Below are 23908 nucleotides of genomic sequence, written 5' to 3' on the forward strand. Positions count from 1 at the left end.
GCAACATGGCTTTGGCCCGCAAACCGGGCCCTTCCGCAACTCGCAACGTCGAGGGTGAGCCGCCTATTCGATCGTGACCGCGAGGCGGCCGATCAATGCGGCGACTTCGTCCAGCCGTGCCGAATCGTGGGTCTCGACCGCCCGCGCCAGACAGGCGAGGCATTCGTCGTCGCTGAGTTCGGGGATGTCCGCCGGCAGAATGGAGGGGGCCAACGGGAAACGGTCGACCTGGATGTCTCGCATGGGAATCAGCTCCGTAAAGGACCGGCCTCTGGAAGCTCGATTTCAATTGAGTCGTTTTGGCGTCACCGCGGAGGATGCGGGCTCGCCGCGGTACACATCTAGTTGAGGATCTGCTGCAACGAGATCGCACGCCAGATCAGAGTCTGGGCGCAAGTTGCTGAAAATGAAGCGGAATTTGGCTCCCCGGGCTGGATTCGAACCAGCGACCATCCGATTAACAGTCGGATGCTCTACCGCTGAGCTACCGAGGAAAAGGGCGAACCTGTCGTTCGCGCGCGGCTGCGTATAACAAAGCCGCTTGCGCTTGCAAAGGACGAATTCGCTATCTGGCACATTGCGGCGAGGAAGGGCACGCGGCCCCTCCTCCGCCTGGCCTCAGGTCAAGTTACTCGGCGACGAACGAAGTGGTCTTGGTGCCGGAATCGTAGCGCAGCCGGAGTGCCGTGAACTTGCAGAGGTTGACGTTCTTCCAGAGCACGGTCTCGTCATAGTTCTGCCAGTCGACGCGGACGTTCCAGACGCATCCTTCGTCGTCATCGTCGAACTCGACATAGGTGCTCGCCTGGTTCTGCAAAACCTTGTCCAGCTCGTTGTCCCATTCGTCCATGCCATCGTCCGGGGCGTTGAAGCCCAGGAATTTGATGGCATAGCCGGTCTCGTTGACGACAGTGACGTTGCGGGCGTCAGTCGCGTACGACGGCGCGGCGGCAATCGATAGACCGACCGCGATCAGTGCAGACAGAAAATACTTCATATGAAATTCCCCCGATCGAAACGGGCTTTCGGTGCCTGACGTCGATCGGCGCAGGCGCCGCGGCAACCAATGGCGTTGCCTCGAAGGATCGTCGGAGGCGCAATCGAAAGGTGCAAGACGCGATCGATCCGCCTCCGGCTCTCTGCACGACGCGAGACGCGCAGCGAGCCAATTCTTATCGATTCGAATTCTCCGCAGCAATGAACCGGCATTCATCGATCGCGGGGTTTGTTGTCTCCGGGGCGGGCGCCCGGCACCGCGCGAATATGATTCTTGTCGCAGACACAGCTTCGCGCCCTCGCGGCTTGGCTCGCCCGAGCTTTGCTTTGTTTCGTACACCCTCCTCGTCAGAGGGCGCAGGGAAGACCGGGTGCCGGCTGGCACCCACGGTCCACTGCGCGAAGGTTGCGCTACAAGAGGCTGCACAGCGGCATACAGGTGAAGCCCAACACACGGCCTTCCCTGCGCAGTGGTTTGACGGCTTATGCCGAGCTCTCCCCGGGGAGCGATGCACTATTGCCCCCGTCGCCTTGCGGATGGCTGATGCTGCGTGCCCGGTCGGGCAGCGACATCACCAGAAGACTTGACGCACAGACCCCGGGCGTCAGGACGACACGGTTTTGCCGTACGCTAATAGCACCGGTCGTGTGCGCGACGCCTTCGCTCACGGTTGCCCGCCCTGCAAAGCCCTTCGCGCCGATGTGACTAGCGTCCACCGCAGCTCACCCCGCGTTCGTGACGATCGCGATACGCCCCGCTGACAGGGATGAGGTGGCGACTGAATACGCCAGAGTCGAATTTCGGTAAAGTAGAATCTTTTCGCGCGAGCGGATTGACCCGTCGTTTGGGTGTTTTGCCCGTCGGGCAACGCAAGGGCTTGTAGCCCGGATGGAGCGAAGCGTAATCCGGGGCCCTGTATCCGTTAAACAAATCCCGGATTGCGCTTCGCTCCATCCGGGCTACGGATCATCTCCTCACGGCCGGCGGCAGACCAGGTCGATCTCGATCAGCGCGTCGTAGGCAAGCCCGGTGACACCGACGCAGGTGCGGGCCGGCAGGCGGTCGGGCGGAAAGAACGCGCGATAAGTCTCGTTCATCGCGGTGTAGTCTTCCTTGAAACGCGTGAGATAGATGCGTGTCATCACGACGTGCTCGAAACCGAGATCGAGGCCCGCCAACACCACCTTCAAATTCTCCATCACCGCCCTCGTCTGCGCCACGATGCCCTCCGGCAGCACGCCCGGGATTTGCGGCGTGTCCGGCATCTGGCCGGTGACAAAGACAAAACCGTCGGTCTCCACCGCGTGGCTGAAGGGCGCGACCGGCTTGGGTCCGCCGCTGATCATGTGGAATTTCACTGGAGTATCCTTCGGTTTAAGGCGCGTCCAGAAACAGGCGCTTGCTGATGATCGCGTGCACGCCCCAATTGCCGTCGACCACCTGCGTGACGCCGAAGTCGACGGCGGCCGACATCAGCGCGATCGCCTCGTCCTCGCTCAACCCCTTCACGTTCATCAGGAAGCGTCGCATCTTGCGAAACGCATCTTTCATGGCGAGATCGAGCGAGGACTTTGCGTAAACCTCGCTCTGGCCCTGAGCGCCGAACTCGGCGAGGTAGTTGGGATGGCTGAATCCGGTCAGGACCCAATCAGATTCGGTTTCGATCAGGGGATAAGAGAGATCGGCGAAGGGTTGGCCGGAGAGGTCGGCCTTCTTGTGCAGGATCACCTCGAAGGTTCCGGTCATCGAGCATTCAATCGCGGTGCCGCTCAATTCGCCGTCGCCTTGCGTGGCATGGGGATCGCCCACCGATAACAATGCGCCGGGAACGGAGACCGGAAGATAGACGGTCGCCCCCTTCCCCAAGCGCCAATTGTCGAGATTGCCGCCGAAATAGGACGGCGGCACGGAGTCGATGAAATCGACCTCGCGCGGCGCCACCGCGATCACGCCGAAATGCGGGCGCAAGGGAATGCGGATGCCGTCGAGCACGGCGTGGCGGCGCTTCACGGTGCCGGGCAAGACCGGAACGCCGGGATAGTCGTAGGTGGCGTGCACCACGCCAAACGGGTCGGTCTGCGGCTCCCAGCGGTAGGAATACAGCGCGCGGGCATGCGGCGCATCGGTATCGTCCAGGATTTCGTAGATCGTCACGACCTCGCGCGGCTTCGGTCCTGAAAGAAATTCGTCGTAATGATAGCCCCACCAGGCCGCGACCGAGGAGCCGAACACGCGCCCTGAATGTTTCGGATGACGACTTGTGCGCGGTACGATGTCGAGGATCCGGACTTCCAGCACGTCGCCGGGCTGGGCGTCCTTCACCGACACGGGCCCCGTGCAGATGTGCACGCCAAAGCCTTCGCCGGCGCCGCGCCCGAATATGCTGGCATCCATCGGACCCGCGCCGCGGCGATCCACGTTCTTCCTCGCCTTGGTCCAACCGAATACACTTTCGGCGGCGGTATCGCCCGCGATCATCAGCTCAGGATCATCGGAGGCATGCTGCGTTAGCGTTTCGATCGTGATCGTATCACCCGAATTGATCTCGAGCTGCGGCTGTAACGCGCGACTGAAATATCCCCAATGAACACGGTGGGCTTCGATCGGAAGATGATGATGCTTGCGTTCGGCCGTTCTCGGCTCGTCGATGTCGGTTCGGGCGAGATTGCCGCGCGCCTCGGCGCTCGCCGGGTGCACGCGAAGCTGCGCCAGCGCATCCTGCGGCCAGCCGCGCTGACCGGCTATCCCCTGCTGGGTCGTCGCCCGCTCCGCTTCCTGCTGGCGAAACTCGCGCGGCGGCAGCCCGAAGCGATGGCGGAAGGCGCGGCTGAAATGCGCGGAATCGCCAAACCCATAGGCGTAGGCGATCTCCGAGATTGAGCGATGCGCCTCGGACGGATTGGACAGATCGGCCCAGGCGCGCTGCAGCCGCCGCTCGCGAACGTAATGAGTAAAGTTGTCGCCGACCGTCTCGAACAGCTTTTGCAGATAGCGCTCGGAAATCCCTTCGGCCTGCGCGACGCGCGCCGGCACCAGTCCGGGATCGTCGAGGCGGCGTTCGATGGTCTGGCAGATCCGGTGCAGGAGTGCCGACTGCGTCGCGCTCGATCCGGCGTCGGACGTCGAAGCCGCCAATTGATGGGCGAGTGTCAGCAGCAGATCGACGAGCGACTGCGTGACCGCATTCCATTCGGCATCGCTCAGCGTGTCGAGCGTGCGCGCGGTCGCGTCCATCAAGCGCGCGAAGACATCGGCAAAGCCGCTGGGCGGAACGACCCTGGGTTCGCCGAGCCGCGGCCTGCCCGAGAGGCGGCCGTGCAGCGCCTCCGAGGTCACCGACAGCACGACGGCGCGCATGTCGCGCTGGAATACGATGCTCCAGTCCCCGCTCCGCGGCAGCAGCACGAGATGGCCCACCGGAACGATGCGATGGCCGGCGGCGCTCTTGAGCACCATGCCGTCCTCGACCGGCATCAGCGCAATCGGCAGGTCTTCGTTGGCCTGCGGACGCGGACCGATGGTCTGGGCGCCGGCCGCCATGCGCGTCAGCGCAACGCCTGCAGCGTGGCGATGTGACGCCGTTGCGTGCCCATCCAGGAAGCAATGGCCTGCCGCCGGCTGCAGGCCGACCGCGGCGAGCACGTCCCGCCAGGCTTCGGGGCGGTCGTCTTGAGCGTAGGACTCGCTCGTGAAAGGACGGAAGCTCATCGGATCGACCCAGATTGCAGTGGATCGAAGCAACCTCTGTGCCAGACGAACGTGGTCATCCGTCGCAGCGAGGGGCCGCAAATGACGGTCTTTTGTCACGTCCTCATCCTGGAAATGAGCTGTTCTTCAAAGTGTTGGAGCGCGATGTCAACGTCGAGCACGATGTGTAGCCTGGATGGAGCGAAGCGTAATCCGGGGCCTTTTGAGTCCGGCGTGACAAACCCGGATTGCGTTGCGCTCCATCCGGGCTACGGCCCATCAGTCGCACCGAAAGATGTTTTTGCGGATCGTGCCGTGAACTCCCCAATTGGCATCGACCACCTGGGTGACGCCGAAATCGGCGCCGACCGATAGCAGCGAAATCGCCTCGTCCTCGCTCAAACCGTGCACGGTCATCAGGAACCTCCTGAGCTTGCGGAACGCATCGCGCATCGCACGGTCGAGACTCGAGTGGTTGGCAATCTCGGTCTGTGCGTCGGCGCCGAGCGCGGCGAGGTAGTTCGGATAGGTGAAGCCGTAGAACGACCACGCCTGATCGGTCTCCAGCATCGGATGATCGAGACCTTCGAGGCTGGTGCCGGCGAGATCGGCCTTCTTGTGCAGGACGAACTCGAAATCGCCGGTCAGCGAGGTCTCGATCGCGGTGCCGCCAAGCTCGCTGTCGCCTTGCGCGGCGTGGGGATCGCCGACCGAGAAATAGGCGCCGGGGATCGCGACCGGATAGAACATCCGCGCCCCCTTGCCGATGCGCCAGTCGTCGATGTTGCCGCCGGTATAGCTCGGCGGGATCGAGCTGACGAAATCGGCCTCCGACGGCGCGAGCCCCATGGTGCCAAAATGCAGCCGTGCCGGCACCCTGACGCTTGTGAGGATGTTCTCGCGCTTCTTGATGGTGGCGTGATCGACGCGCACGCCGGGATAATCGATGGTCGGATGCACGATGCCGTCAGGGTCGGTCTGCGGCGTCCAGACGTAGTTGTAGACCGCCTTGGCGCAGGGCTCGCCTGACGTGTCGAGCTCGAAGATTGTGACGACCTCGCGCGGCTTCGGCTCCTCGATCAGATCGTGATAGTGAAACCCCCAGCTCGCAGCGACGTTGGAGCCGAAGCAACGGCCGGCATGACAGGCGCTGCAGCTCGGCCGCGGCCTGATATCGAGGATGCGCACTTCAAGGATATCGCCGGGCTCGGCGCCTTCGATCGCGACCGGACCGGTGAGGAGATGCACGCCGATCCCCTCGCCTGCGCCGCGGATGAACGGGCCTTCGGTCGGGCCCGAACCGCGCCGCGCGACTGCCTTGTGCTCGCGCGTCCACTGGAACACGCTCTCGGCGCCGGGATCGCCCTGGATCATGCGCTCGTAATCGTCGTTGGCGTGGTGGGTCAGCGTCTCGATGGTGGCGCGATCGCCCGAGCGCAGGGTCAGGGCCGGCGCGACCTTCTTGGAGAAATAACCCCAGTGGACGGTCTTAGGCGAAACCGGCAGCGTCAGATGCTTCATGAGGTGGCCTCTTCTGGAAACGCGGTCTTGAACGTCGTGGGTGCGGTTCTCATCGCACCGCCTCCGGGTCTTGTCGGCTTCCATCACGCTGAGGAAACGCGCGGTCAGCGGATTGCGAGGGTTGGAGAGCACGTCGTGCGCGGGCCCCTCCTCGATGATCGTGCCGCCGCTCAGGAATGCGACGCGGTCGGCGACCTCGTCGGCGAAGCGGATCTGGTGCGTCGAGATGATCATGGTGAGGCCGTCATCGACGGCGAGACGCCGGATCACTTCCAGCACCTCGCTCACGAGCTCGGGATCCAGCGCCGAGGTCGGCTCGTCCAAGAGTAGCACGCTGGGGTTCGGTGCGAGCGCTCGGGCGATCGCGACGCGCTGCTGCTGACCGCCGGAGAGATGCCGCGGCAGCGCGTCGGCTCGGTGCGACAGCCCGACCCGGTCGAGCAGCTCGGCGGCGCGCCGATCGGCATCGATGCGGGTCATGCCGTGCACCCAGCGCAAGGGCCCGGCGATGTTCTCCTTGGCCGAGAGGTGGGCGAACAAATTGAATTGCTGGAACACCATGCCGACGCCCACGCTTGCCCGCTCATTGGCGATCGCGCGGGGCGGCAGCAGCTTGCCGTCGTCGCCAAAACCGAGGCGGCGGCCGCCGACACGCACCGTGCCTCCGTCCCAGCTTTCGAGATGATTGATGCAGCGGAGCAGCGTGCTCTTGCCGGAGCCGCTGGGCCCGAGCAGCGCGACGACCTCGCCGACGCGCACCGTAAGATCGAGGCCGCCAAGCACCTTTTGCGCGCCGTAGCTCTTGGTGAGGTCCTTGGTCTCGACCGCGATGTTGTTGCGTGAAATCGTCGCCGCGCGCCGGGTGCGTTCCTCGCGGGTCAAGGCCGGCGGCGGCGTGTCGGTGAGATCAGCCTGTCCAGGCACTTGGACGTCGACGGTCGCTGCGGCAAGTTCGAGCTTGGTGGCGAGGTCGACGCGACGCCAGGGCAGGTAATCGGCGAGCCTGCGCTGGCGGCCCTTGGTACGATCGAGATCGAGCAACCATTCGACGAAAAGCTGGATGATGCTGATGGCAAAGGTCAGCACCAGGTATAGCAGGCCCGAGGCGAAGAAGATCGAGAAGAAGTCGAAGGTCGAGGACGCAAGCTGGGTCGAGCGCAGGGTCAGCTCCTGGACCGCGACCACGGAGGCGAGCGACGAATTCTTCAGCGCACTCACGGCCTCGTTGCCGAAGGCCGGGATCATGGTGCGGATCGCCTGGGGCGCGATCACCCGCCACATCAGGATCCGCGGCGTCATGCCGAGCGCCTGGCCGGCCGTCACCTGCCCGCGGTCGACACCGAGCACGCCGGCGCGCAGCATCTCGGCGATGAACGGCGCCTCGTTGCAGGCCAGCGCAAGGCCGGCGGCCAGCACCGCCGGCAGCTTGATCCCGATATGCGGCAACGCGTCGTAGGCGAACACCATTTGCAGGATCAGCGGCGTGCCGCGGAAGATCACGGTGTAGGCCCTGGCGATCGCCGCCAGCAGCCAGAAGCGGGAGAGCTGCATGCCGGCGAGGATCAATCCAAGGATCAATCCGCCGCCGAGCCCGAGGGCAGTCACCTCGAGGGTGAGCTCGATGCCCTCGAGCAGATACGGCATGCTCAGGTAATGGAGGAATAGCGACATCAGTCGGCCGTCAGAATGTCAGGCTCCTTGAAGTTGTTCACGTCGAGCCCATGCTTCTTCAGAAGCTCCATATGCGTGCCGGCCTTCTGCACCTCGATCAGGGCTGCGAGCACGGCGTCGCGGAATTTAGACTTGTCCTTCGGGACGGCGATGCCGACCGAATACGGGATCGTCACCGCGGTCGCCTTCTCCAGCTTGTCCGGATAGGCCTTCACCGCGCTGTCGACGGTGTTGACGTCGTTGACATAGGTGTCGGCACGACCGGCGAGGATCGCCTGGATGCAGTTGGCGTTGTTGTCGTAGAGCTGGACGGTCGGCTCGGCCTTGCCGGCCTTCTTGCACTCAGGCAGCAGCGCCTGGATCAGCGGCACCTCGACATAGCCGGTGTTTTCGGCGGCAGCGGCGCCGCACATCGACATGTTGATGCCGTTGATGCCCTTCGGATTGCCCTTGGCGACCAGCACGCCGTCGAACACTTTCGAATAGGTGATGAAGTCGGCGGCCTTGGCGCGCTCCTTGGTGGCGTAGATGTCGGAAATCACGATGTCGGCTTGTCCCGCGGCCAGCGTCGTCAGGAGCGCCGCGAACGTCACCGGCTTGTAGGTCAACTTGAAGCCGAGGCATTCGCCGATGGCTTCGCCGAGATCGATGTCGAAGCCGATATACTTGCTCGGATCCTTCGGATCGATGGTCTCATAGCCCGGCGTGTGCGGGTTGATGGCGTTGACGAGGGTCTTGCCCTTCCAGTCCGGATATTTGTCCTGGAGCGCGGCGCAGGCCGCAGGCGCCGCAGCCTGCGCGCTCAGGGGCGCGGCTGCCAGCGCGCCGAAAGTGACCGCGGCGCCGAGCGCGGCCTTGTGCCAAGACAGCGATGCACGTGCGTTCCCCCGCGCCTGGGGCAATACGGGTCTCTCCATCTCCAGCTCCTTCGAATTGTCATGGCAATGGCCATGTTCCAGATCGCGGAAGCGAGCCTAGGAGGAGAGCGGACCGGAAAGCTTGTCCGCGGGCGTACAAAAAATTGGATGGAGGGAGCCCGCCATTTGGGCAGGCAGCTGCTCAAAAACTGTTCGTGAATGCGGGACGCTGTAGCGCGCAATTGCGAATTCGGGGAAACCACATGATCTTGCGTGACGCCGCGATCTGCACGATCAGCAGATCATGCGGTGAGGTCATTTGACAGAGATATGACAATCAAAGGACGCATCTGCGGCCGACATCCGAAGCACATCCCCCGCCGTCCCCAGCCTGTCCGCAGCATACCCACAGGTGTATCCACAGGACGACTATGCCGGATTCGCCTGCCCGCGCGAGCCACTTGCTGCGCACAAACCCACAGGGCCGGTATGTCAGCCGCCGGCCTGATCGAACACGATGCGGCAAGCCTCACTCAAGCTTGGCCTGTTACGGCGCAGGCAGGCCGTGATGGCGCGGACGTTGGGGATTTCGCCGGCGCAGAGCCGGTAGACGTCGGGGGTACAGGCCCGGCGCTGCTCGGGTGTTCCCTGCTGCGCATGGGCGGCGGAGGCAAACAGCGTCAGGAACAGCCCGACCGTCGAGGCCCGGCGCGCCCGGCTTTTCACGCCCGCAAATCGCAAGAACCGCGCCTTCATGACCAGTCTCCCGTCTGCTTTGCCCGACCGGCCTGTATTGGCCGGTGTGCAAAGGGGTAGGAGAAATAAACAGCGAAAGATGTGACATCCTTCACACTGCGGGCACCCCGGCAGGAACCTAAGTTTCCCAACGCGATTTCATCAATCGCTAACCAATCGGGACCCGATTGGCGGATCGTTAAAATGCGATCGATCGGCTCAACCGGGAAACAAACCGGCTTTGCGATATTGCGCCATCCGCGGTCCGGAGGGTGTGATGAGCGAAGCCGAATTCAACTTGCTGCTGGATGCCGTCCAGGACGCCATGGTCCATGAAGATCTGGCGTTCGTGCCGGGGGAGGATTTCGTGCCGCGCTCGTGGACGTATTACGCGAAGCCCAACGCCTCCGCGAAGCCCAAGGCCGCCAATGACAATGAGGGCGCCTGGCCCTTGGTGCCTTTCCCGGACGGCTGGTACGCGGCCTGCTGAAGCCAATTTCACCGTGAGCCGACGCGCCCGCGCTCCGCGGGCGTTTTGCTATGGCAGCTACGCGGTGAAAATCCCGCGTGATCGCGATCAGGTCTTGACCCGCTCTCCGCCGTCCTGCGGCGCCTGGTCGGGTGCGGCCGGCGGAAAGATGCTGTCATAGATCGCACGGGCCTCGCGGATGAGGCGGGCCCGCTCCAGCTCGGATTTCGGGACAAATCGGACGGTTTCGCTCACGTGCTCTCCAGCGCTCGATCGTTGGGATGCATCACTTCGCAGATGCGAAGACTATGCCAGCGGGCTGAATGGCGGGTTTCCGCCGGGCCCCGGGCAAACCCGGTGTGCGCGGCCAGCACGCATCGCCCGCGCGGGCCGATGGCAGCCGCGATACGATCGAATATTGCTGAAATATCAGGAGGTTGTGATGGAGGCCACGTCGGGACTCGAACCCGAGTAAACGGTTTTGCAGACCGGCGCGTAACCACTCCGCCACGTGGCCCCAACGAGGGCGGAGCAATATAGGGGATCACAGGTTTAGGCAACCCCGACCGGACCAGCTACGCCTTCGCGCCGCCGAGATATTGGCCGAGAATTTCATCGGTCGCGCCGGCCGCCACGATGCGCCCCTCCTCCAGCAGGATCGCGCGGTTGCAGGTGCTCTTGATCAACTCGATGTCGTGCGAGGCGAGCACCAGAATGCCGGCGCGTACAACGATCTCGTCGAGCCGCTGCCGCGCCTTCTTGCGGAACTGCTGGTCGCCGACGCCGATCCATTCGTCGAGCAGCACGATCTCGCCCTCGACGGCGGTTGCGACTGCAAAGATCAGGCGCAGCATCATGCCGCTGGAATAGGTGCGCAGCGGCAGGTCGAGCCGGTCGCCCAGTTCGGTGAATGCGGCGATCTCCCCCCGCTTGGCGTCGATCTCGGAGCGCCGTGCGCCGATCACGAGGCCACGCCGCATGATGTTCTCGTAGCCGGTCGCTTCCTCGTCGAATCCGGCCGAGAGATCGAACAGCGGCAGACAGCGGCCCAGCACGTCCACGCTGCCCGACGTCGGATGGTAGATGCCGGCGAGCACCCGCAGCAGCGTGGTCTTGCCGGCGCCATTGGCGCCGATGATGGCGACGCGATCGCCGGCACGGATGTCGAGGTTGACGTCACTCAACGCGGAGACGATGTGCGGGGTCGCCGTGGTCCGCCGCAGTGTCATCGCGTTGACGAACCGGCTGCGCAGCGAGCGGTCGCGGAACGACAGCACCGGAAACCTCACCGAGACGTTGCGAAGCGCGATATGAGCTGCGGGGGTCATATCTCGTGCCTCACAGCCAATACGCCACACGATGGCGGTATTTCGCGTAGCAGCCGAGGCCGATGACGGCCAGGACGGTCGCATAGATGACCCCGAGGAGCCATTGCCCCGCATCGGTCGACTGCGACAGTAGCGGCCTGCGCACCAGATCGAGCAGCGTCGCGAACGGATTGGCGCGGATCAGCCAATAAAACGCGGTGCCGCGCGCGCTGTCTTCGGTCCAGATGATCGGCGTCAGGAAGAAGACGAATTGCAGGCCGCTGACGATCGCCGAGCCGATGTCACGAAACCGCGCGCAGAGGATACCGAGCGCGACCGAGCCACCCAGCAGCACAGTGAGCAGGATCGCGAAGCCCGGTACCGCGAGCAGCATGCTCCCATGCAGCGGCCACGGCATCAGGAGATAGAGCAGGACGACGATCACCAGATGATGCGCGAAGATGAGGACGTTGCGCGCCATCATCTGGAGCACGTGCACGATCAGCGGCGCCGGCACCGCCTTGATCAAATGGCCTGATGCCACGAAGATGTGGGAACCTTCCTGGAGCGTCGTCGCGATCAGCGTCCAGACGATCAGGCCGACGGCAAAGTGCGGCAGAAAGCTCGTGATGTCCTGTCTGAACAGTGCCGCATAGACCGTGCCGACGCTGGCAATGGTCGCCGCGAGCGTCAGTGTGATCCAGAGCGGGCCGATGACGGTACGCCGATAGCGTAGCGAAACGTCCATCAGGGCAAGCGTGCCCCAACGATCGAACCGCGCCGCCTGGGCAAGGATCTCCTTGGCTGCAAGCTGAATGCGACGGCCCCTTCGTTTCCGGCGTTCCGATCGTGCGAGAGGATAGCAGATAGCGGCCTATTGGCCGACGGTCTCTATCCGCCCGCCTCTCGCGGGACAATCGGCCGTACGGATGATCCGGACCGGAGTCAGGCTCGCTTGACCCGCCGGACACCGCGCCGGCGGTCCTTCACCGGCGGCTTTGGCGCCAATTCGGGCATCTCGGTCTGGACCTCGCGGTAGCGGGTTAACATCCGTTCAAAGCTGGCATTCAGCGTCTCGGCGATGTCCGGGCGCTTCTCCAGAGCGGAGAGGATCGTCGCCGCAGCCTCGATGGTCGACAGTCCGTCCTTCCGAGGCTCCTTGCGCAGGCGCCCGTACCGCGATGGGGTGGTCGGGTTCAGGATGACGCGCTGGCATTTCAGCATCCAGGGGTTGCGCCACCACAGGGCCTTGGCCTGGCTCCAGGTGCCGTCGAGCAGCACCACACCTTCGAGCTTGGCGAGGCGCGCGCGCTGGTTGTCCGCGACCTCGCTCTTGCGATTGAGAGCCAGGATTTCGCCCTCGGCCTCGAGATCGGTGGCGTGCGCCGAGCCGAGATAGAGCACGGCCCAGTGCGAGGCGTTCTCGATGGGTTGCCCCAGCGCTTTCGACAGGCTCGGCCAGGACAGGCCGACCCGCAGCGTGGCACCGGCGAAATGCTTCGCAAGCAGCCGCGCAGTGCCGAGCGCCCTGTCCTGCTCCTGCGGATGCTGAAGGATCAGGAGCGAGAGCCGGTTCTTGATGGGCGTGACGCTGTCGCAGATGCACAAAGGCATCGGCTTCTGGCAGTGCGGGCATTCGGGGATCGGATCGGCCGGCGCGGCGGCGGTGGGGTTCGACATAGTCGCCGCTATACGCTCTGCACGGCAGTTCAACAACCCGCCTATTCCGCCGGCGCGGCCAGCGGGCGCGGTTCGGAGCGGCGGCGCAGGCGGTCGACCAGCAGGTAGATCACGGGCGTGGTGTAGAGCGTCAGGATCTGCGAGACGAACAGCCCGCCGATGATGGTGATGCCGAGCGGACGGCGGAGTTCCGTGCCGGGCCCGGTCGCGACCACCAGCGGAATGCCGGCGAACAGCGCCGCCATCGTCGTCATTAGGATCGGCCGGAAGCGCGCCTGGCAGGCCTCGAAGATCGCCTCCGCCGACGACAGGCCGCGCTGGCGCTCGGCATCGAGCGCGAAATCAACCATCATGATGCCATTCTTCTTGACGATGCCGATCAACAGGATGATGCCAACGAAGGCGATCACGGTCAGTGGCGTGTTGGTGAGCTGCAAGGCCAGCAGCGCGCCAAGTCCCGCCGAGGGTAGCGTCGAGATGATCGTGAGCGGATGTGCGAGGCTCTCATAGAGCACGCCGAGCACGATATACATCGCCACCAGCGCGCCGAGGATCAGGAGCGGCTGGCGGCCGCTGGTCTTGGCGAAATCGCCAGCATTGCCATCAAAACTGCCGCGAATGCCCTCCGGCATATGCAGCTCCTCGACCGCGCGCTGGATGTTCTGCGTTGCGGCCTGGATCTGCACGTCCGGCAACAGGTTGAACGACACCGTGGTCGATGGGAACGACTGCGAATGATAGACCGCGAGCGCGGCGAGCCCGCGCGTCGCATGCACCACGGCCGACAGCGGCACCTGCGCGTCACCCGCGCCGGCGACATAGATGCGATCGAGGTTGGACGGGTCGACCTGGAATTTCGGGTCGATCTCCAGAACGGTCATGTACTGGTTGCGCTGGGTGTAGATGATCCCGATCTGCCGCTGCGAGAACGCGTTGTTGAGCGCGTTGTCGATATCCTGGATGCGAACGCCGAGCGCCGAGGCCTTCTGGCGGTCGATCGACAAGGTCAATTGAAGCCCGCCGGGATCGCGGTCGCTGGAGATGTCGGTGATGCCTTCGACGCTCTCCATGCGCTTGGCCACGATCGGCGCCCACTTTTGCAACAGGCCGAGGTCGGTGCTGGTCAGCGTGTACTGGTAGTCGGAATCGCTCTGCCGTCCGCCGGCGCGCACGTCCTGGGCGGCGAACATGAACAGGCGGATGCCGGGCACCGGGTATAACGCCCGCCTGAGACGGTCGATCACCACCTGGGTCGAGACGTGGTCGCGCTCCTCCGGCGGCTTCAGGCTGATGAACATGGTGCCGCGATTGGAGGTCGCGCCGCCCGGTCCGCCGCCGCTGCCGACGGTGGAGCCGATGCCGGCCACTGCCGGATCCTGCATCACGATGTCGGCGAGCCGCTGCTGCAGGCTCAGCATCGACTGGAACGAGATGTCGGCCGAGGCGCGCGTCGCCCCGATGACGAAGCCGGAATCGTCGGTCGGGAAATAGCCCTTGGGGATCTTGATGTAGAGCGTAATTGTTAGGCCGATGGTGGCGAAGAACACCAGCAGCGTCAGCAGCGGATATTCCAGCACGGTGCGCAAGGTGCGGGTGTAGAACGCGACGATGCGCGACAGCGAGCCCTCGATGATCCGGTCGAACAGGGTCGCCGTGCCAGACGTGGTCTGGCGGATGTAATGGGCGCAGATCATCGGCGTCACCGTCAGCGACACCAGGGTCGAGACCAGGATGGCGAAGGTCAATGTCAGGGAGAACTCGCGCAGCAGCCGGCCGACGACGCCATCCATGAAGATCAGCGGCGTGAAGGCCGCGATCAGCGACAGGCTGATCGACACGACGGTGAAGCCGATCTGCCGGGCGCCGTCCAATGCCGCCTGAAGCGGCCGCATGCCGTGCTCGAGATTGCGGTACATGTTCTCGATCATGACGATGGCGTCGTCGACCACGAAGCCAACGGAGATCGCCAGCGCCATCAGCGAAAGATTGTCGATCGAGAAGCCCGCGACCCACATGCCGGCGCAGGTTCCGGCCAGCGCCAGCGGCACCGAGATTCCGGCTGCGATCGTCGGCGTGAGCCGTCGCAGGAATACGAACACGACGACCATCACGAGAATGGCAGTCGCGAGCAAGGTCCACTGCATGTCGAGCACGCTGGCGCGGATCGTACTGGTGCGGTCGACCAAGGTGGAGATATCGACCCCGGCCGGGATCCACTGCTTCAGCGCGGGGATCAGCGCCTTCACCCGGTCGACGGTATCGATGACGTTGGCATCGCCCTGCTTGGTGATCTGGATCAGCACAGCCGGCTGCTTGTTGAACCAGGCGATGGAACGGGCGTTACGGACGGAGTCCTCGATGTCGGCAACATCGGAGAGCCGGACGAAATTGCCCTTCGCGCTCTTGATGACGATGTCGCGGAACTCTTTCGCCGTCCGCATCTGCTTGTTGAGCGACAGCGTCTCGCTCTGGCGCTCGCCGTTGAAGATGCCGACCGGACCGAGCGGGTTGGCGTTGATAATCGCAGTTCGCACGTCGTCGGTGGCGATGCCGGCATTGGACAGCGCGACGGGATTGAGCTGAATCCTGACCGCCGGCTGGTCGGCACCCGAGATCGTCACATTGCCCACCCCCGGCACCTGCGAGATGCGCTGCGCCAGCACGGTGTCGGCGACGTCGTAGACCGCGCTGGCGGACAGCGTCTTCGAGGTCAGCGCCAGCACGAAGACCGGCGCGCCTGCGGTGTTCGCTTTGCGGAAGCGCGGCAGCGTCGGCAAATCGCTCGGCAGGTCGACCAGCGACGCATTGATTGCCGCCTGCACGTCGCGGGCGGCTTTGTCGACGTTGCGGCCGATGTCGAACTGGAGCTGGATGCTGGTCGTGCCGAGTGACGAAGTCGAGGTGATCTGGTTGATGCCCGCGATCTCGCTGAGCCGCCGCTCCAGCGGCGAGGCAACCGTCGCGGCCATGACGGACGGGTCGGCGCCAGGACGGCTGGCCGAGACGAAGATGGCGGGGAAATCGATGTTCGGAACCGAGGCAACGGGGAGGAACTCGTAAGCCACGATACCCAGCAGGAACAACCCGATCGACAGCAGCGTGGTCGCGACCGGGCGGCGGATGAAGGGCTCCGAGATCGATGCCATCACTGCATCCCCTCGGTCGCGCCCGCGACGGGCGGACCGCCGGATTCGGCCGGCGGCAGCGCCTGCTCGAGGCGGCGGTTGATGCGGTCGAGGGCGAGATAGATCACCGGCGTGGTGTAGAGTGTGAGCAATTGGCTGAGCAGCAGGCCGCCGATGATGGAGATGCCGAGTGGGAAGCGCAGCTCGGCGCCGGTGCCACTCTCGATCGCCAGCGGCAGCGCACCGAACAGGGCGGCCAGCGTCGTCATCATGATCGGACGGAAGCGCAGCAGACAAGCCTGTACGATCGCCTCGTTCGGCGACATCCCCTGCCCGCGCTCGGCCTCGAGCGCGAAGTCGATCATCATGATCGCGTTCTTCTTGACGATGCCCATCAACAGGATGATGCCGATCAGCCCGATCACCGAGAGATCCTGCCCGCACAGCATCAGCGCCAGGATCGCGCCGACGCCGGCGGACGGCAGCGTCGAGAGGATCGTGATCGGATGGATGTAGCTCTCGTAGAGCACGCCGAGCACGATATAGATCGTGATCACCGCGGCCAGCAGCAGCCAGGGCTGGCCGGCGAGTGCCTTGGCGAATTCGGCGGCGTCGCCGGCATAGACGCCGACGATGCTGTTGGGCATCTCGATCCGGGTCTCGATGGTCTTCACGGCCTCGACGGCATCGCCAAGCGCCGCGCCCGGCGCGAGGTTGAAGCTGAGCGAGATCGACGGGAATTGCGCCTGGTGCGAAATCGCGAGCGGCGCGGTGGTGCGCGTCAGCGTCGCCACGGCGGAGAGCGGCACCTGCGCGTTGGGCGCACCGGCGGTCGCGCTCGCCGCGCCCGGCAGATAAAGCTTCGACAGGATCGAGGGATCGCGCTGGTACATCGGCAGCGCTTCCAGCACCACGCGGTACTGGTTGGCCTGGCCGTAGATGGTCGAGATCTGGCGCTGCGCGAAGGCGTCGTTGAGCGTGTCGGTGATGCCCTGGAGGCTGACGCCGAGCTGGCCGGCGCGGGTGCGGTCGACCGTGAGCTGCGCCCGCAGACCGCCTTCCTGCGCTTCCGAGGAGACGTCGCGGAACAGCGGATCGCGCCGCATTTCGGCAACCAGCTTGCGCGCCCATTCCGACACCAAAGCGGCGTCGGTGCCGGTCAGCGTGTACTGGTATTGCGAACGGCTCGACTGGGTCGAGATCTGCACGTCCTGCACCGGCTGGAAATAGACGGTCATGCCGGGGATGGCGGCCACCCGCCCCTTCAGGCGGGTGATCACGACGCTGACATCGTCGCGCCGCTCGCCGCGAGGTTTCAGCGTCATGACAAGACGGCCGACATTGGTGGTCGGATTGACCGAGCCTGCACCGATCACCGAGACCACGCCGGTCACATCGGGGTCGGCCTTGATGGCGTCGGCCGCCTCGGCCTGCCGCTTCTGCATCTCCGCAAACGAGACGTCGGGACCGGCTTCGGTCACCGCCGTGATCGAGGCGGTGTCCTGCAGCGGCAGGAAGCCCTTTGGCGCGACGACATAGAGCGCCAGGGTCGCGATCAGCGTGGCGAAAGTCACGACCAGTGTCGCGCGCTGGCGCTCCAGCACCCAGAGCAGCGTGCGGTGATAGAACCCGACGGTGCGGTCGATGAAGCGGCTGACCGCGGCAAGACCCGGCACTGCCAGCTCTTCATGGGCATGCTTCAGCAGGCGCGAGCACATCATCGGCGTCAGCGTCAGCGACACCACGGCGGAGGTCACGACCGCGATCGTCAGGGTCAGCGCGAATTCGCGGAACATGCGGCCCACAAGGCCCGACATGAACAACAGCGGGATGAACACCGCAATCAGCGATACCGTCAGCGAAATCACGGTGAAGCCGATCTCGCTGGCGCCCTTCAGCGAGGCCTCCATCGCGCTGTCGCCGTTTTCCATGTGGCGGACGATGTTCTCGATCATCACGATGGCGTCGTCCACGACGAAGCCGGTGCCGATGGTGAGCGCCATCAGCGACAGATTGTCGAGGCTGAAGCCGGCAAAATACATGATGCCGAAGCTCGTGATCAGCGACAGCGGCAGCGCCACGCCGGCGATCAGCGTGGCGCGTAGCGAACGCAGGAACAGCAGCACCACCAGCGTCACCAGCACGACGCTGAGGATCAGCGTGAACTGCACGTCGCGCACCGAGGCACGGATGGTGACGGTGCGGTCGGAGACGATGGTGAGGTTCACGCCGGCCGGAATAGCGCGCTGGACCTTTGGGATTTCCGCCCGGATCTGGCTGACGACGTCGATCACATTGGCGCCGGGCTGACGCTGGATGTCGATGATGACGGCGGGCGAGCCCTGGTACCAGCCGCCGGTGCGGTCGTTCTCGAGCCCATCGACGATCTGGGCGACGTCGGCGATCGTGACCGGCGAGCCGTTGCGGTAGGCGATGATGACAGGCTTGTAGGCGTCGGCGGCGGCGATCTGGTCGTTGGCGGCGATGATGTAGGATTGCTGCGCGCCGTCGAGCGAGCCTTTCGGCCCGGAGACGTTGGCACTGGCGATCGCGGTGCGCAGGTCTTCCATGGCTATGCCATAGGCGGCGAGCCGCGCGAGATCCGCCTGGATGCGGACGGCTGGCTTCAGTCCGCCGAGCACAGAGACGCGCCCGACGCCGGAAATCTGGCTCAGCCGCTGCGCCAGAAGCGTATCGGCGATGTCGCTCATCGCCCGCAACGAGATTGTGTCGGAGCGCAGCGCCAACGTCATCACCGGCGCATCGGCCGGGTTCACCTTGGCGTAGGTCGGCGGATAAGGCAGCGTCTTGGGCAGCACGCCGGCCGCCGCGTTGATCGCAGCCTGGACGTCCTGGGTGGCACCGTCGATGTCGCGGGTGAGATCGAACTGCAGCGAGATCTGGCTGACGCCGAACGAGCTCGTCGAGTTCATCGCCGACAGCGACGGGATCTGGCCGAGCTGCCGCTCCAAGGGCGCGGTGATCAGCGAGGCGATCACGTCGGGGCTCGCGCCGGGCAATTGCGTCGTCACCTGCACGGTCGGGAAATCGACCTGCGGCAGCGCGGACACCGGCAGCGCGAAATAGCCGAGCAGCCCGCCAATCAGAAGCGCGATGCCGAGCAATGAGGTCGCGATCGGACGGCGGATGAAGGGTTCGGAGACGCCCATGGGATGCGCCTGCCGCTCAGGCGGCTGTTGTCGGGATCATGGCTGCTTGGCTCCACTTCCCGATGCACCCGGACTTGACGGAGGCCCTGGTGCCGGTCCGGTCTGGCCCTTCTGGTCGCCTTCGCTGCTCTTGCGCTTGGCGCGGAACTCGCCGTCCTTGTCTTGTCCGTCCTTCTGGCCGTCTTTTGCGCCGTCCTTCTTCTGACCATCCGGCCCGCGCGAGCGCTTGCGCGGCGCGAGATCGGCCGACGGGGTCTGATCGTCGCGCCCGATGACCACCTTGGAGCCGTCGGACAGATTGGCAAAGCCCGTCGTGACGACCTTGTCGGTCGCCGACAGGCCGCTGGCGATGACGGCGTCATGCTCGTTCTGCTGCGTCACCGTCACCGGCTTGGCCGAGACGATGTTATCCTCGCCGATGACATAGCTGAAGGTGCCGATCGGTCCGCGCTGCACGGCAGAGGTCGGTACCACCAGCGCCTGCGTCAAGGTCTCGACCTTGAGGCGGACATTGACGAACTGGCCGGGCCAGAGCTGGTAATTGGCGTTGGGAAATTCGGCCTTGAGCCTGAGCGTTCCCGTGGTCTGGTCGACCTGGTTGTCGATGCCGGTGAGCTTGCCGGTGTCGATCACGGTGAGGCCGTCATTGCCGAACACGTCGACCGCGAGCGTGCCCTTCGATGCCGCGGCGTTGACGCGCATGATCTGCTGCTGCGGCAGGCTGAACCACACCGCCATCGGCTGCAATTGCGTGATCACCACGAGACCCGTGGTGTCCGAGGCATGGATGATGTTGCCTTGATCGACCTGGCGCAGGCCGGCGCGGCCCGAGATCGGCGCCACGATCTTGGTGTAGCTCAGCGTCGCCGCTGCATTGTCGATCGCGGCCTGGTCGGCCTTGACCAACGCCTCGGTCTGCGCGACCAGCGCGCGTTGGGTGTCGGCCTGCTGCTTGGATCCGGCATTGGAAGCAGCTAACTGCTCGTAGCGCGTAAGGTCGATACGCTGGTTGGCGAGCTGGGCCTGGTCCTGCGCCTTCTTGGCGACGGCCTGATCGTACGTCGCCTGGTAGAGCGCCGGGTCGATCTCGCCGACCACGTCGCCTTTCTTGACGTCCTGTCCCTCGGTGAAATTGACCGCGATCAGCTTGCCGTCGACCTGCGAGCGGACGGTCACGGTGTTGAGTGCGCGGATCGCGCCGACGCCGTCGAGGTAGACGGGAACGTCCTGGATGCGGGGCGTCGCCGCCAGCACCGGCACCGGCAGATCCGGCCGCTGATTGCGGCCGTTCGCCTGCTGCGGCTGCTGGTGCCAGATGGTCCAGCCGTAGTAGCCGAGCCCGCCGAGGATCGCCAGCGTGATCAGGGTCATGACGAAGCCGCGCCCGCGCGACTTCTTTGCCGTTCCCTCCTTCGCGCCTTGCTTCGTATCCGGCTTAAAGAGCATTGACCGGTTTCTCCATCCTCGGCTCCCAGCCGCCGCCGAGCGCCTGATACAGGCTGACGATAGCAAGAAGGCGGGCAAGTTGCGCCTGTGACAGCGCGTCTTCCGCCTGGAACAGGGTCAGTTGCGTATTGAGCACGGTGACGATATCGGCGGTACCGGCGCGCAATTGCTGCTCGGAGAGATCGAATGCGCGGCGGGAGGCGTTGAGGACGTCACGCTGCAATTGCAGCCTGATCGTGGTCTGCTTGATCGAGAACAGCGCGTTGTCGACGTCGGCAAAGGACTGGATGATGGTCTTGCGGTAGGTCTGGAGCAATTCGTCCTGCCGCGCCTTGGCAAACTCGAAATTGCCGAGGATCTTGCCGCCGTCGAAGATCGGCTGCGTCGCGCTGCCGACGAGCTGGAAGAATGCCGCATGCGGCTGGAACAGCGAGACCAGGGCCGAGCTCTGATAGCCGCCATTGCCGGTGAGCTGGATGGTCGGAAAGAATTGCGCGCGGGCATTGCCGACGTTCGCTGTCGCGGAGGCGAGCTGGGCCTCCTGCCGGCGAATGTCGGGCCGCTGCGTCAGGAGCTCCGACGGCAGTCCCGGCGTCACGCGCGGAATCGCGATCCGGTTCAGCGAGCCGCCGAGCACGCGCACGCTCTCCGGCGGCCGCGACACCAGGACTGCAAGCGCATTGACGTTCTGGTCGAGCGTCTGGCGCAGCGGCGGCACCAGTGCCTTCTGGTTTGCGAGCACGCTCTCCTGCTGGGCGACGTCGAGGTCGGTGCCGGTGCCGGCCTTGCGCCGTTCCCTGACGGCATCGAGGATGCGTTGCGCGCTCGCGATGTTGCGCTGTGAGGTCCTGATGCGATCCTGCGAGGCCAGCACCTGGAAATAGGCGTTAGCGACGCCTGCAAGCGTGGTCAGCGCAACGACGTCGCGATCGAAGCGGTTGGCATTTGCCGTCTCTTCCGCCGTTTGCAGGGCGTCGCGATTTTGGCCCCAGAAATCGAGCTGGTAGCTCGCGCTCAGCGAAGCCTGGTAGTTGACGACCTCACGGCCGCCATTGGTTAGCCCCGAGGCGGAGGAACCGGAGGTGCGCGAATAGGCCTCCTGCCCGGTGCCGGACAGGCTCGGCAGCAGCGCCGCACCCGCCTGCCGCGCCTGAGCGTCGGCCTCGACGATGCGCGAAACGGCGGCGGCGATGTCGAGGTTGACGGTGTGCGCCTCTTCCATCAGCTGTGTCAGCTCCGCGGAGCGGAAGCTGCGCCACCAATCCAGCGACGGCGGCGCATCGGCCTTCCCGGCATATTTGTATTGCGTGGGAACGTCGAGCGCGGGATCAGGAAGATCCTGCGTCAGCACGCAGGCGCCCGAACCGGCGGCGAGGCAAGCGACCGCAAGCCAGCGCGCCGCACGTCGCGTCCGGGACGTCGCGCCTGGTGACCGCCGCACGGCGATCGCCGGAACACGTTGTGTCACATCCACCCCCCGCCGGGCAGATCGAACCGCCGCCGCGCGGCCGGATTAGCCGATTCGCAGCGCGGTCGTCGGGGGGCTTTGGACAACTCGTTCACAAGTGATGCTTTCAGCGAAATTGTGCGCCTCATACTAGCCGGACGCGGAACCGCGGGACAGTCCCGCAGTTGCGAGGTGCCCCCCAAAGCGCGACGATCTTAGAGCTGAGAAAATACAAAAGGGTGCTGTCCTGCAGGTGTTTCTTGAATTTCAGGGTCGTTCCTGAGTGCGTTCGAGCTTACCAAGATTTCATGTGATACTGCCGCCACACCGACGCCAACCCCCTCCAATCCGCCTGCACCGCTCGCGATGCGGCTTCAGTCCGGCCGCGAAACCGGGCCTGGCCACTTTCGCGAGGTTGTCCATTATCGCAAAACGAATAAGCGTTCGTCGTGCCGATATCTTGACCGCCTCCCGCGTACTATCCGCACTCTTCGACGGCGACGGCTGACATCCAATGGAGGGTGCGCTGGCGACGACCCTTATCTTCCATGTTTTGGCAGAAGCCGGCCACATCCTCCTACCGATATCCCGCGGCGTAGCACAGCAGCAGCGGCGATCTCTCCTTCCAAATTTTCACTGCTTACGGGGATTTTCGCGGGTTTCGCCGCAGCGCAAAAGCCTTCCCCTTTGGCATTTCAAGCACTAGGTTCTGGCCAACCTAATCAACCCCTTGCCAGTGATTTCCCCTGACATGACCATCAAAAACGACGTTGTCGAAGCCATCGGCAACACCCCGCTGATCAAGCTCAAGCGCGCTTCCGAACTGACCGGCTGCACCATCCTGGGCAAGGCCGAATTCATGAATCCCGGCCAGTCGGTGAAGGATCGCGCCGGCAAATGGATGATCCTCGAGGCCGAGAAGCGCGGCCAGCTCAAGCCCGGCGGTCTCGTCGTGGAATCGACCGCCGGCAATACCGGCATCGGTCTTGCGGTCGTGGCCAGCGCCCGCGGCTACCGCACGCTGATCGTGATCCCGGAGACGCAGAGCCAGGAGAAGAAGGATTTTCTGAAGCTGTGCGGCGCCGAGCTGCTGGAATCGCCGGCCCTGCCCTATTCCAATCCGAACAATTACCAGCATGTCGGCCGCCGTCTTGCTGACGAGCTGCGCAAGACGGAGCCGAACGGCGTGCTGTTCGCCGACCAGTGGAACAACCTCGACAATGCGAAGGCGCATTACGAGTCCACAGGTCCCGAGATCTGGGAGCAGACCGGCGGCAAGATCGACGGCTTCGTCTGCTCCGTCGGCAGCGGCGGCACGCTGGCCGGCACCAGCCGCTTCCTGAAAGAGAAGAGCAAGGACGTCAGGATCGCCTGCGCCGACCCGCACGGCGCCGGCATGTATGAATATTTCAGAACGGGCGATGCCAAGGCGACGCCGGGCGGCTCGATCACCGAGGGCATCGGCCTCAACCGGGCGACCGCAATCGTCGAGAGTGCAAAGGTCGATGACGCCTATCTCATTCCCGATGCGGAAGCGGTGACGGTGATCTACGAACTGCTCCAGCACGAAGGCCTGTGCCTCGGCGGCTCGACCGGCATCAACGTTGCCGGCGCGATGCGTCTCGCAAAACAGCTCGGGCCCGGCAAGACGATCGTCACCGTGCTTTGCGATTCCGGCAGCCGTTACCAGTCGAAGCTGTTCAATGCGGACTTCATGCGCGCCAAGAGCCTTCCTGTGCCTGAATGGCTGGAGAAGCGCAGCAACATCAAGCTGCCGTTCGTCTAGAACGTTCCGG

General features: G+C 64.6%; 17 protein-coding genes, 2 tRNA genes and 1 pseudogene. 2 read left to right on the top strand and 18 right to left on the bottom strand.

Features of this window, described 5'->3' with window-relative positions; translation table 11 throughout:
• Positions 1-63 precede the first annotated feature (63 nt).
• From AB3L03_RS00165 to AB3L03_RS00205, 9 genes and pseudogenes are all read right to left on the bottom strand, one after another.
• Complete coding sequence (locus AB3L03_RS00165) at positions 64-243, bottom strand: hypothetical protein (RefSeq protein WP_026233446.1); 180 nt, start codon at positions 241-243, stop codon at positions 64-66.
• A gap of 176 nt (positions 244-419) precedes the next feature.
• A tRNA-Asn gene (locus tag AB3L03_RS00170) sits at positions 420-494 on the bottom strand.
• A gap of 134 nt (positions 495-628) precedes the next feature.
• On the bottom strand, positions 629-997 hold the full coding sequence (locus AB3L03_RS00175; protein WP_018457812.1) for a hypothetical protein: 369 nt from the start codon (positions 995-997) through the stop codon (positions 629-631).
• Positions 998-1971: 974 nt separating this feature from the next.
• On the bottom strand, positions 1972-2355 hold the full coding sequence (locus AB3L03_RS00180) for a RidA family protein (RefSeq protein WP_026233445.1): 384 nt from the start codon (positions 2353-2355) through the stop codon (positions 1972-1974).
• Between the two features lie 16 nt (positions 2356-2371).
• Entirely contained in the window at positions 2372-4705 is a 2334-nt protein-coding gene (locus AB3L03_RS00185; protein ID WP_018457810.1) for an acetamidase/formamidase family protein, read from the bottom strand.
• Positions 4706-4963: 258 nt separating this feature from the next.
• Positions 4964-6205, bottom strand: coding sequence for an acetamidase/formamidase family protein (locus AB3L03_RS00190; protein ID WP_204511177.1), 1242 nt, complete (start codon positions 6203-6205; stop codon positions 4964-4966).
• 273 nt (positions 6206-6478) lie between these two features.
• A pseudogene (locus AB3L03_RS00195) lies at positions 6479-7876 on the bottom strand (amino acid ABC transporter permease/ATP-binding protein); the annotation flags it as partial.
• On the bottom strand, positions 7876-8793 hold the full coding sequence (locus AB3L03_RS00200; protein ID WP_368508046.1) for an ABC transporter substrate-binding protein: 918 nt from the start codon (positions 8791-8793) through the stop codon (positions 7876-7878). The pseudogene AB3L03_RS00195 and the gene AB3L03_RS00200, both read right to left, overlap by 1 nt.
• 432 nt (positions 8794-9225) lie before the next feature.
• Positions 9226-9489: a hypothetical protein gene (locus AB3L03_RS00205; protein ID WP_018457806.1), complete on the bottom strand. Its 264-nt coding sequence runs from the start codon at positions 9487-9489 to the stop codon at positions 9226-9228.
• A 256-nt stretch (positions 9490-9745) separates the two neighbouring features.
• Between AB3L03_RS00205 and AB3L03_RS00210 the strand changes: the two genes are divergently transcribed.
• Positions 9746-9958, top strand: a complete 213-nt coding sequence (locus AB3L03_RS00210) for a hypothetical protein (protein ID WP_085349828.1) — start codon at positions 9746-9748, stop codon at positions 9956-9958.
• Positions 9959-10045: 87 nt separating this feature from the next.
• On the opposite strand, the gene AB3L03_RS00215 is transcribed toward AB3L03_RS00210, so the two are convergent.
• The 9 genes from AB3L03_RS00215 to AB3L03_RS00255 form a co-directional block, all read right to left on the bottom strand.
• Positions 10046-10192 carry a hypothetical protein gene (locus AB3L03_RS00215; RefSeq protein ID WP_018457804.1) on the bottom strand — a complete coding sequence of 49 codons (147 nt, stop codon included), beginning with the start codon at positions 10190-10192 and terminating at the stop codon, positions 10046-10048.
• Between the two features lie 188 nt (positions 10193-10380).
• Positions 10381-10454, bottom strand: a tRNA-Cys gene (locus AB3L03_RS00220).
• Positions 10455-10512: 58 nt separating this feature from the next.
• Positions 10513-11265, bottom strand: a complete 753-nt coding sequence (locus AB3L03_RS00225; RefSeq protein WP_204511174.1) for an ABC transporter ATP-binding protein — start codon at positions 11263-11265, stop codon at positions 10513-10515.
• A 10-nt stretch (positions 11266-11275) separates the two neighbouring features.
• Positions 11276-11992: an ABC transporter permease gene (locus tag AB3L03_RS00230; protein WP_204511173.1), complete on the bottom strand. Its 717-nt coding sequence runs from the start codon at positions 11990-11992 to the stop codon at positions 11276-11278.
• Positions 11993-12189: 197 nt separating this feature from the next.
• Entirely contained in the window at positions 12190-12924 is a 735-nt protein-coding gene (locus tag AB3L03_RS00235; protein WP_204511172.1) for a tRNA-uridine aminocarboxypropyltransferase, read from the bottom strand.
• Positions 12925-12965: 41 nt separating this feature from the next.
• Positions 12966-16070 carry an efflux RND transporter permease subunit gene (locus AB3L03_RS00240; protein WP_368508047.1) on the bottom strand — a complete coding sequence of 1035 codons (3105 nt, stop codon included), beginning with the start codon at positions 16068-16070 and terminating at the stop codon, positions 12966-12968.
• Entirely contained in the window at positions 16070-19219 is a 3150-nt protein-coding gene (locus tag AB3L03_RS00245; protein ID WP_368508048.1) for an efflux RND transporter permease subunit, read from the bottom strand. Before AB3L03_RS00245 ends, AB3L03_RS00240 begins: the two co-directional genes overlap by 1 nt.
• Before the next feature lie 36 nt (positions 19220-19255).
• Positions 19256-20665 (bottom strand): efflux RND transporter periplasmic adaptor subunit, encoded by a 1410-nt coding sequence (locus tag AB3L03_RS00250; RefSeq protein WP_204511169.1) that lies wholly within the window; start codon positions 20663-20665, stop codon positions 19256-19258.
• Positions 20655-22139 carry an efflux transporter outer membrane subunit gene (locus tag AB3L03_RS00255; RefSeq protein ID WP_026233443.1) on the bottom strand — a complete coding sequence of 495 codons (1485 nt, stop codon included), beginning with the start codon at positions 22137-22139 and terminating at the stop codon, positions 20655-20657. The genes AB3L03_RS00250 and AB3L03_RS00255 overlap by 11 nt, the downstream gene beginning before the upstream one ends.
• Positions 22140-22863: 724 nt before the next feature.
• On the opposite strand from AB3L03_RS00255, the gene AB3L03_RS00260 reads away from it, so the two are divergent.
• Complete coding sequence (locus tag AB3L03_RS00260) at positions 22864-23898, top strand: cysteine synthase A (RefSeq protein WP_204511168.1); 1035 nt, start codon at positions 22864-22866, stop codon at positions 23896-23898.
• The last annotated feature ends 10 nt before the right edge of the window (positions 23899-23908 follow it).

It is taken from the genome of Bradyrhizobium lupini (assembly GCF_040939785.1).
GTDB lineage: Bacteria > Pseudomonadota > Alphaproteobacteria > Rhizobiales > Xanthobacteraceae > Bradyrhizobium > Bradyrhizobium canariense_D.

Coding starts and splice junctions, on each gene's coding strand:
- AB3L03_RS00165 (WP_026233446.1), bottom strand. CDS start 243: ATGCGAGACATCCAGGTCGACCGTTTCCCGTTGGCCCCCTCCATTCTG.
- AB3L03_RS00175 (WP_018457812.1), bottom strand. CDS start 997: ATGAAGTATTTTCTGTCTGCACTGATCGCGGTCGGTCTATCGATTGCC.
- AB3L03_RS00185 (WP_018457810.1), bottom strand. CDS start 4,705: ATGAGCTTCCGTCCTTTCACGAGCGAGTCCTACGCTCAAGACGACCGC.
- AB3L03_RS00190 (WP_204511177.1), bottom strand. CDS start 6,205: ATGAAGCATCTGACGCTGCCGGTTTCGCCTAAGACCGTCCACTGGGGT.
- AB3L03_RS00200 (WP_368508046.1), bottom strand. CDS start 8,793: ATGGAGAGACCCGTATTGCCCCAGGCGCGGGGGAACGCACGTGCATCG.
- AB3L03_RS00205 (WP_018457806.1), bottom strand. CDS start 9,489: ATGAAGGCGCGGTTCTTGCGATTTGCGGGCGTGAAAAGCCGGGCGCGC.
- AB3L03_RS00210 (WP_085349828.1), top strand. CDS start 9,746: ATGAGCGAAGCCGAATTCAACTTGCTGCTGGATGCCGTCCAGGACGCC.
- AB3L03_RS00225 (WP_204511174.1), bottom strand. CDS start 11,265: ATGACCCCCGCAGCTCATATCGCGCTTCGCAACGTCTCGGTGAGGTTT.
- AB3L03_RS00230 (WP_204511173.1), bottom strand. CDS start 11,992: ATGGACGTTTCGCTACGCTATCGGCGTACCGTCATCGGCCCGCTCTGG.
- AB3L03_RS00235 (WP_204511172.1), bottom strand. CDS start 12,924: ATGTCGAACCCCACCGCCGCCGCGCCGGCCGATCCGATCCCCGAATGC.
- AB3L03_RS00240 (WP_368508047.1), bottom strand. CDS start 16,070: ATGGCATCGATCTCGGAGCCCTTCATCCGCCGCCCGGTCGCGACCACG.
- AB3L03_RS00245 (WP_368508048.1), bottom strand. CDS start 19,219: ATGGGCGTCTCCGAACCCTTCATCCGCCGTCCGATCGCGACCTCATTG.
- AB3L03_RS00250 (WP_204511169.1), bottom strand. CDS start 20,665: ATGCTCTTTAAGCCGGATACGAAGCAAGGCGCGAAGGAGGGAACGGCA.
- AB3L03_RS00260 (WP_204511168.1), top strand. CDS start 22,864: ATGACCATCAAAAACGACGTTGTCGAAGCCATCGGCAACACCCCGCTG.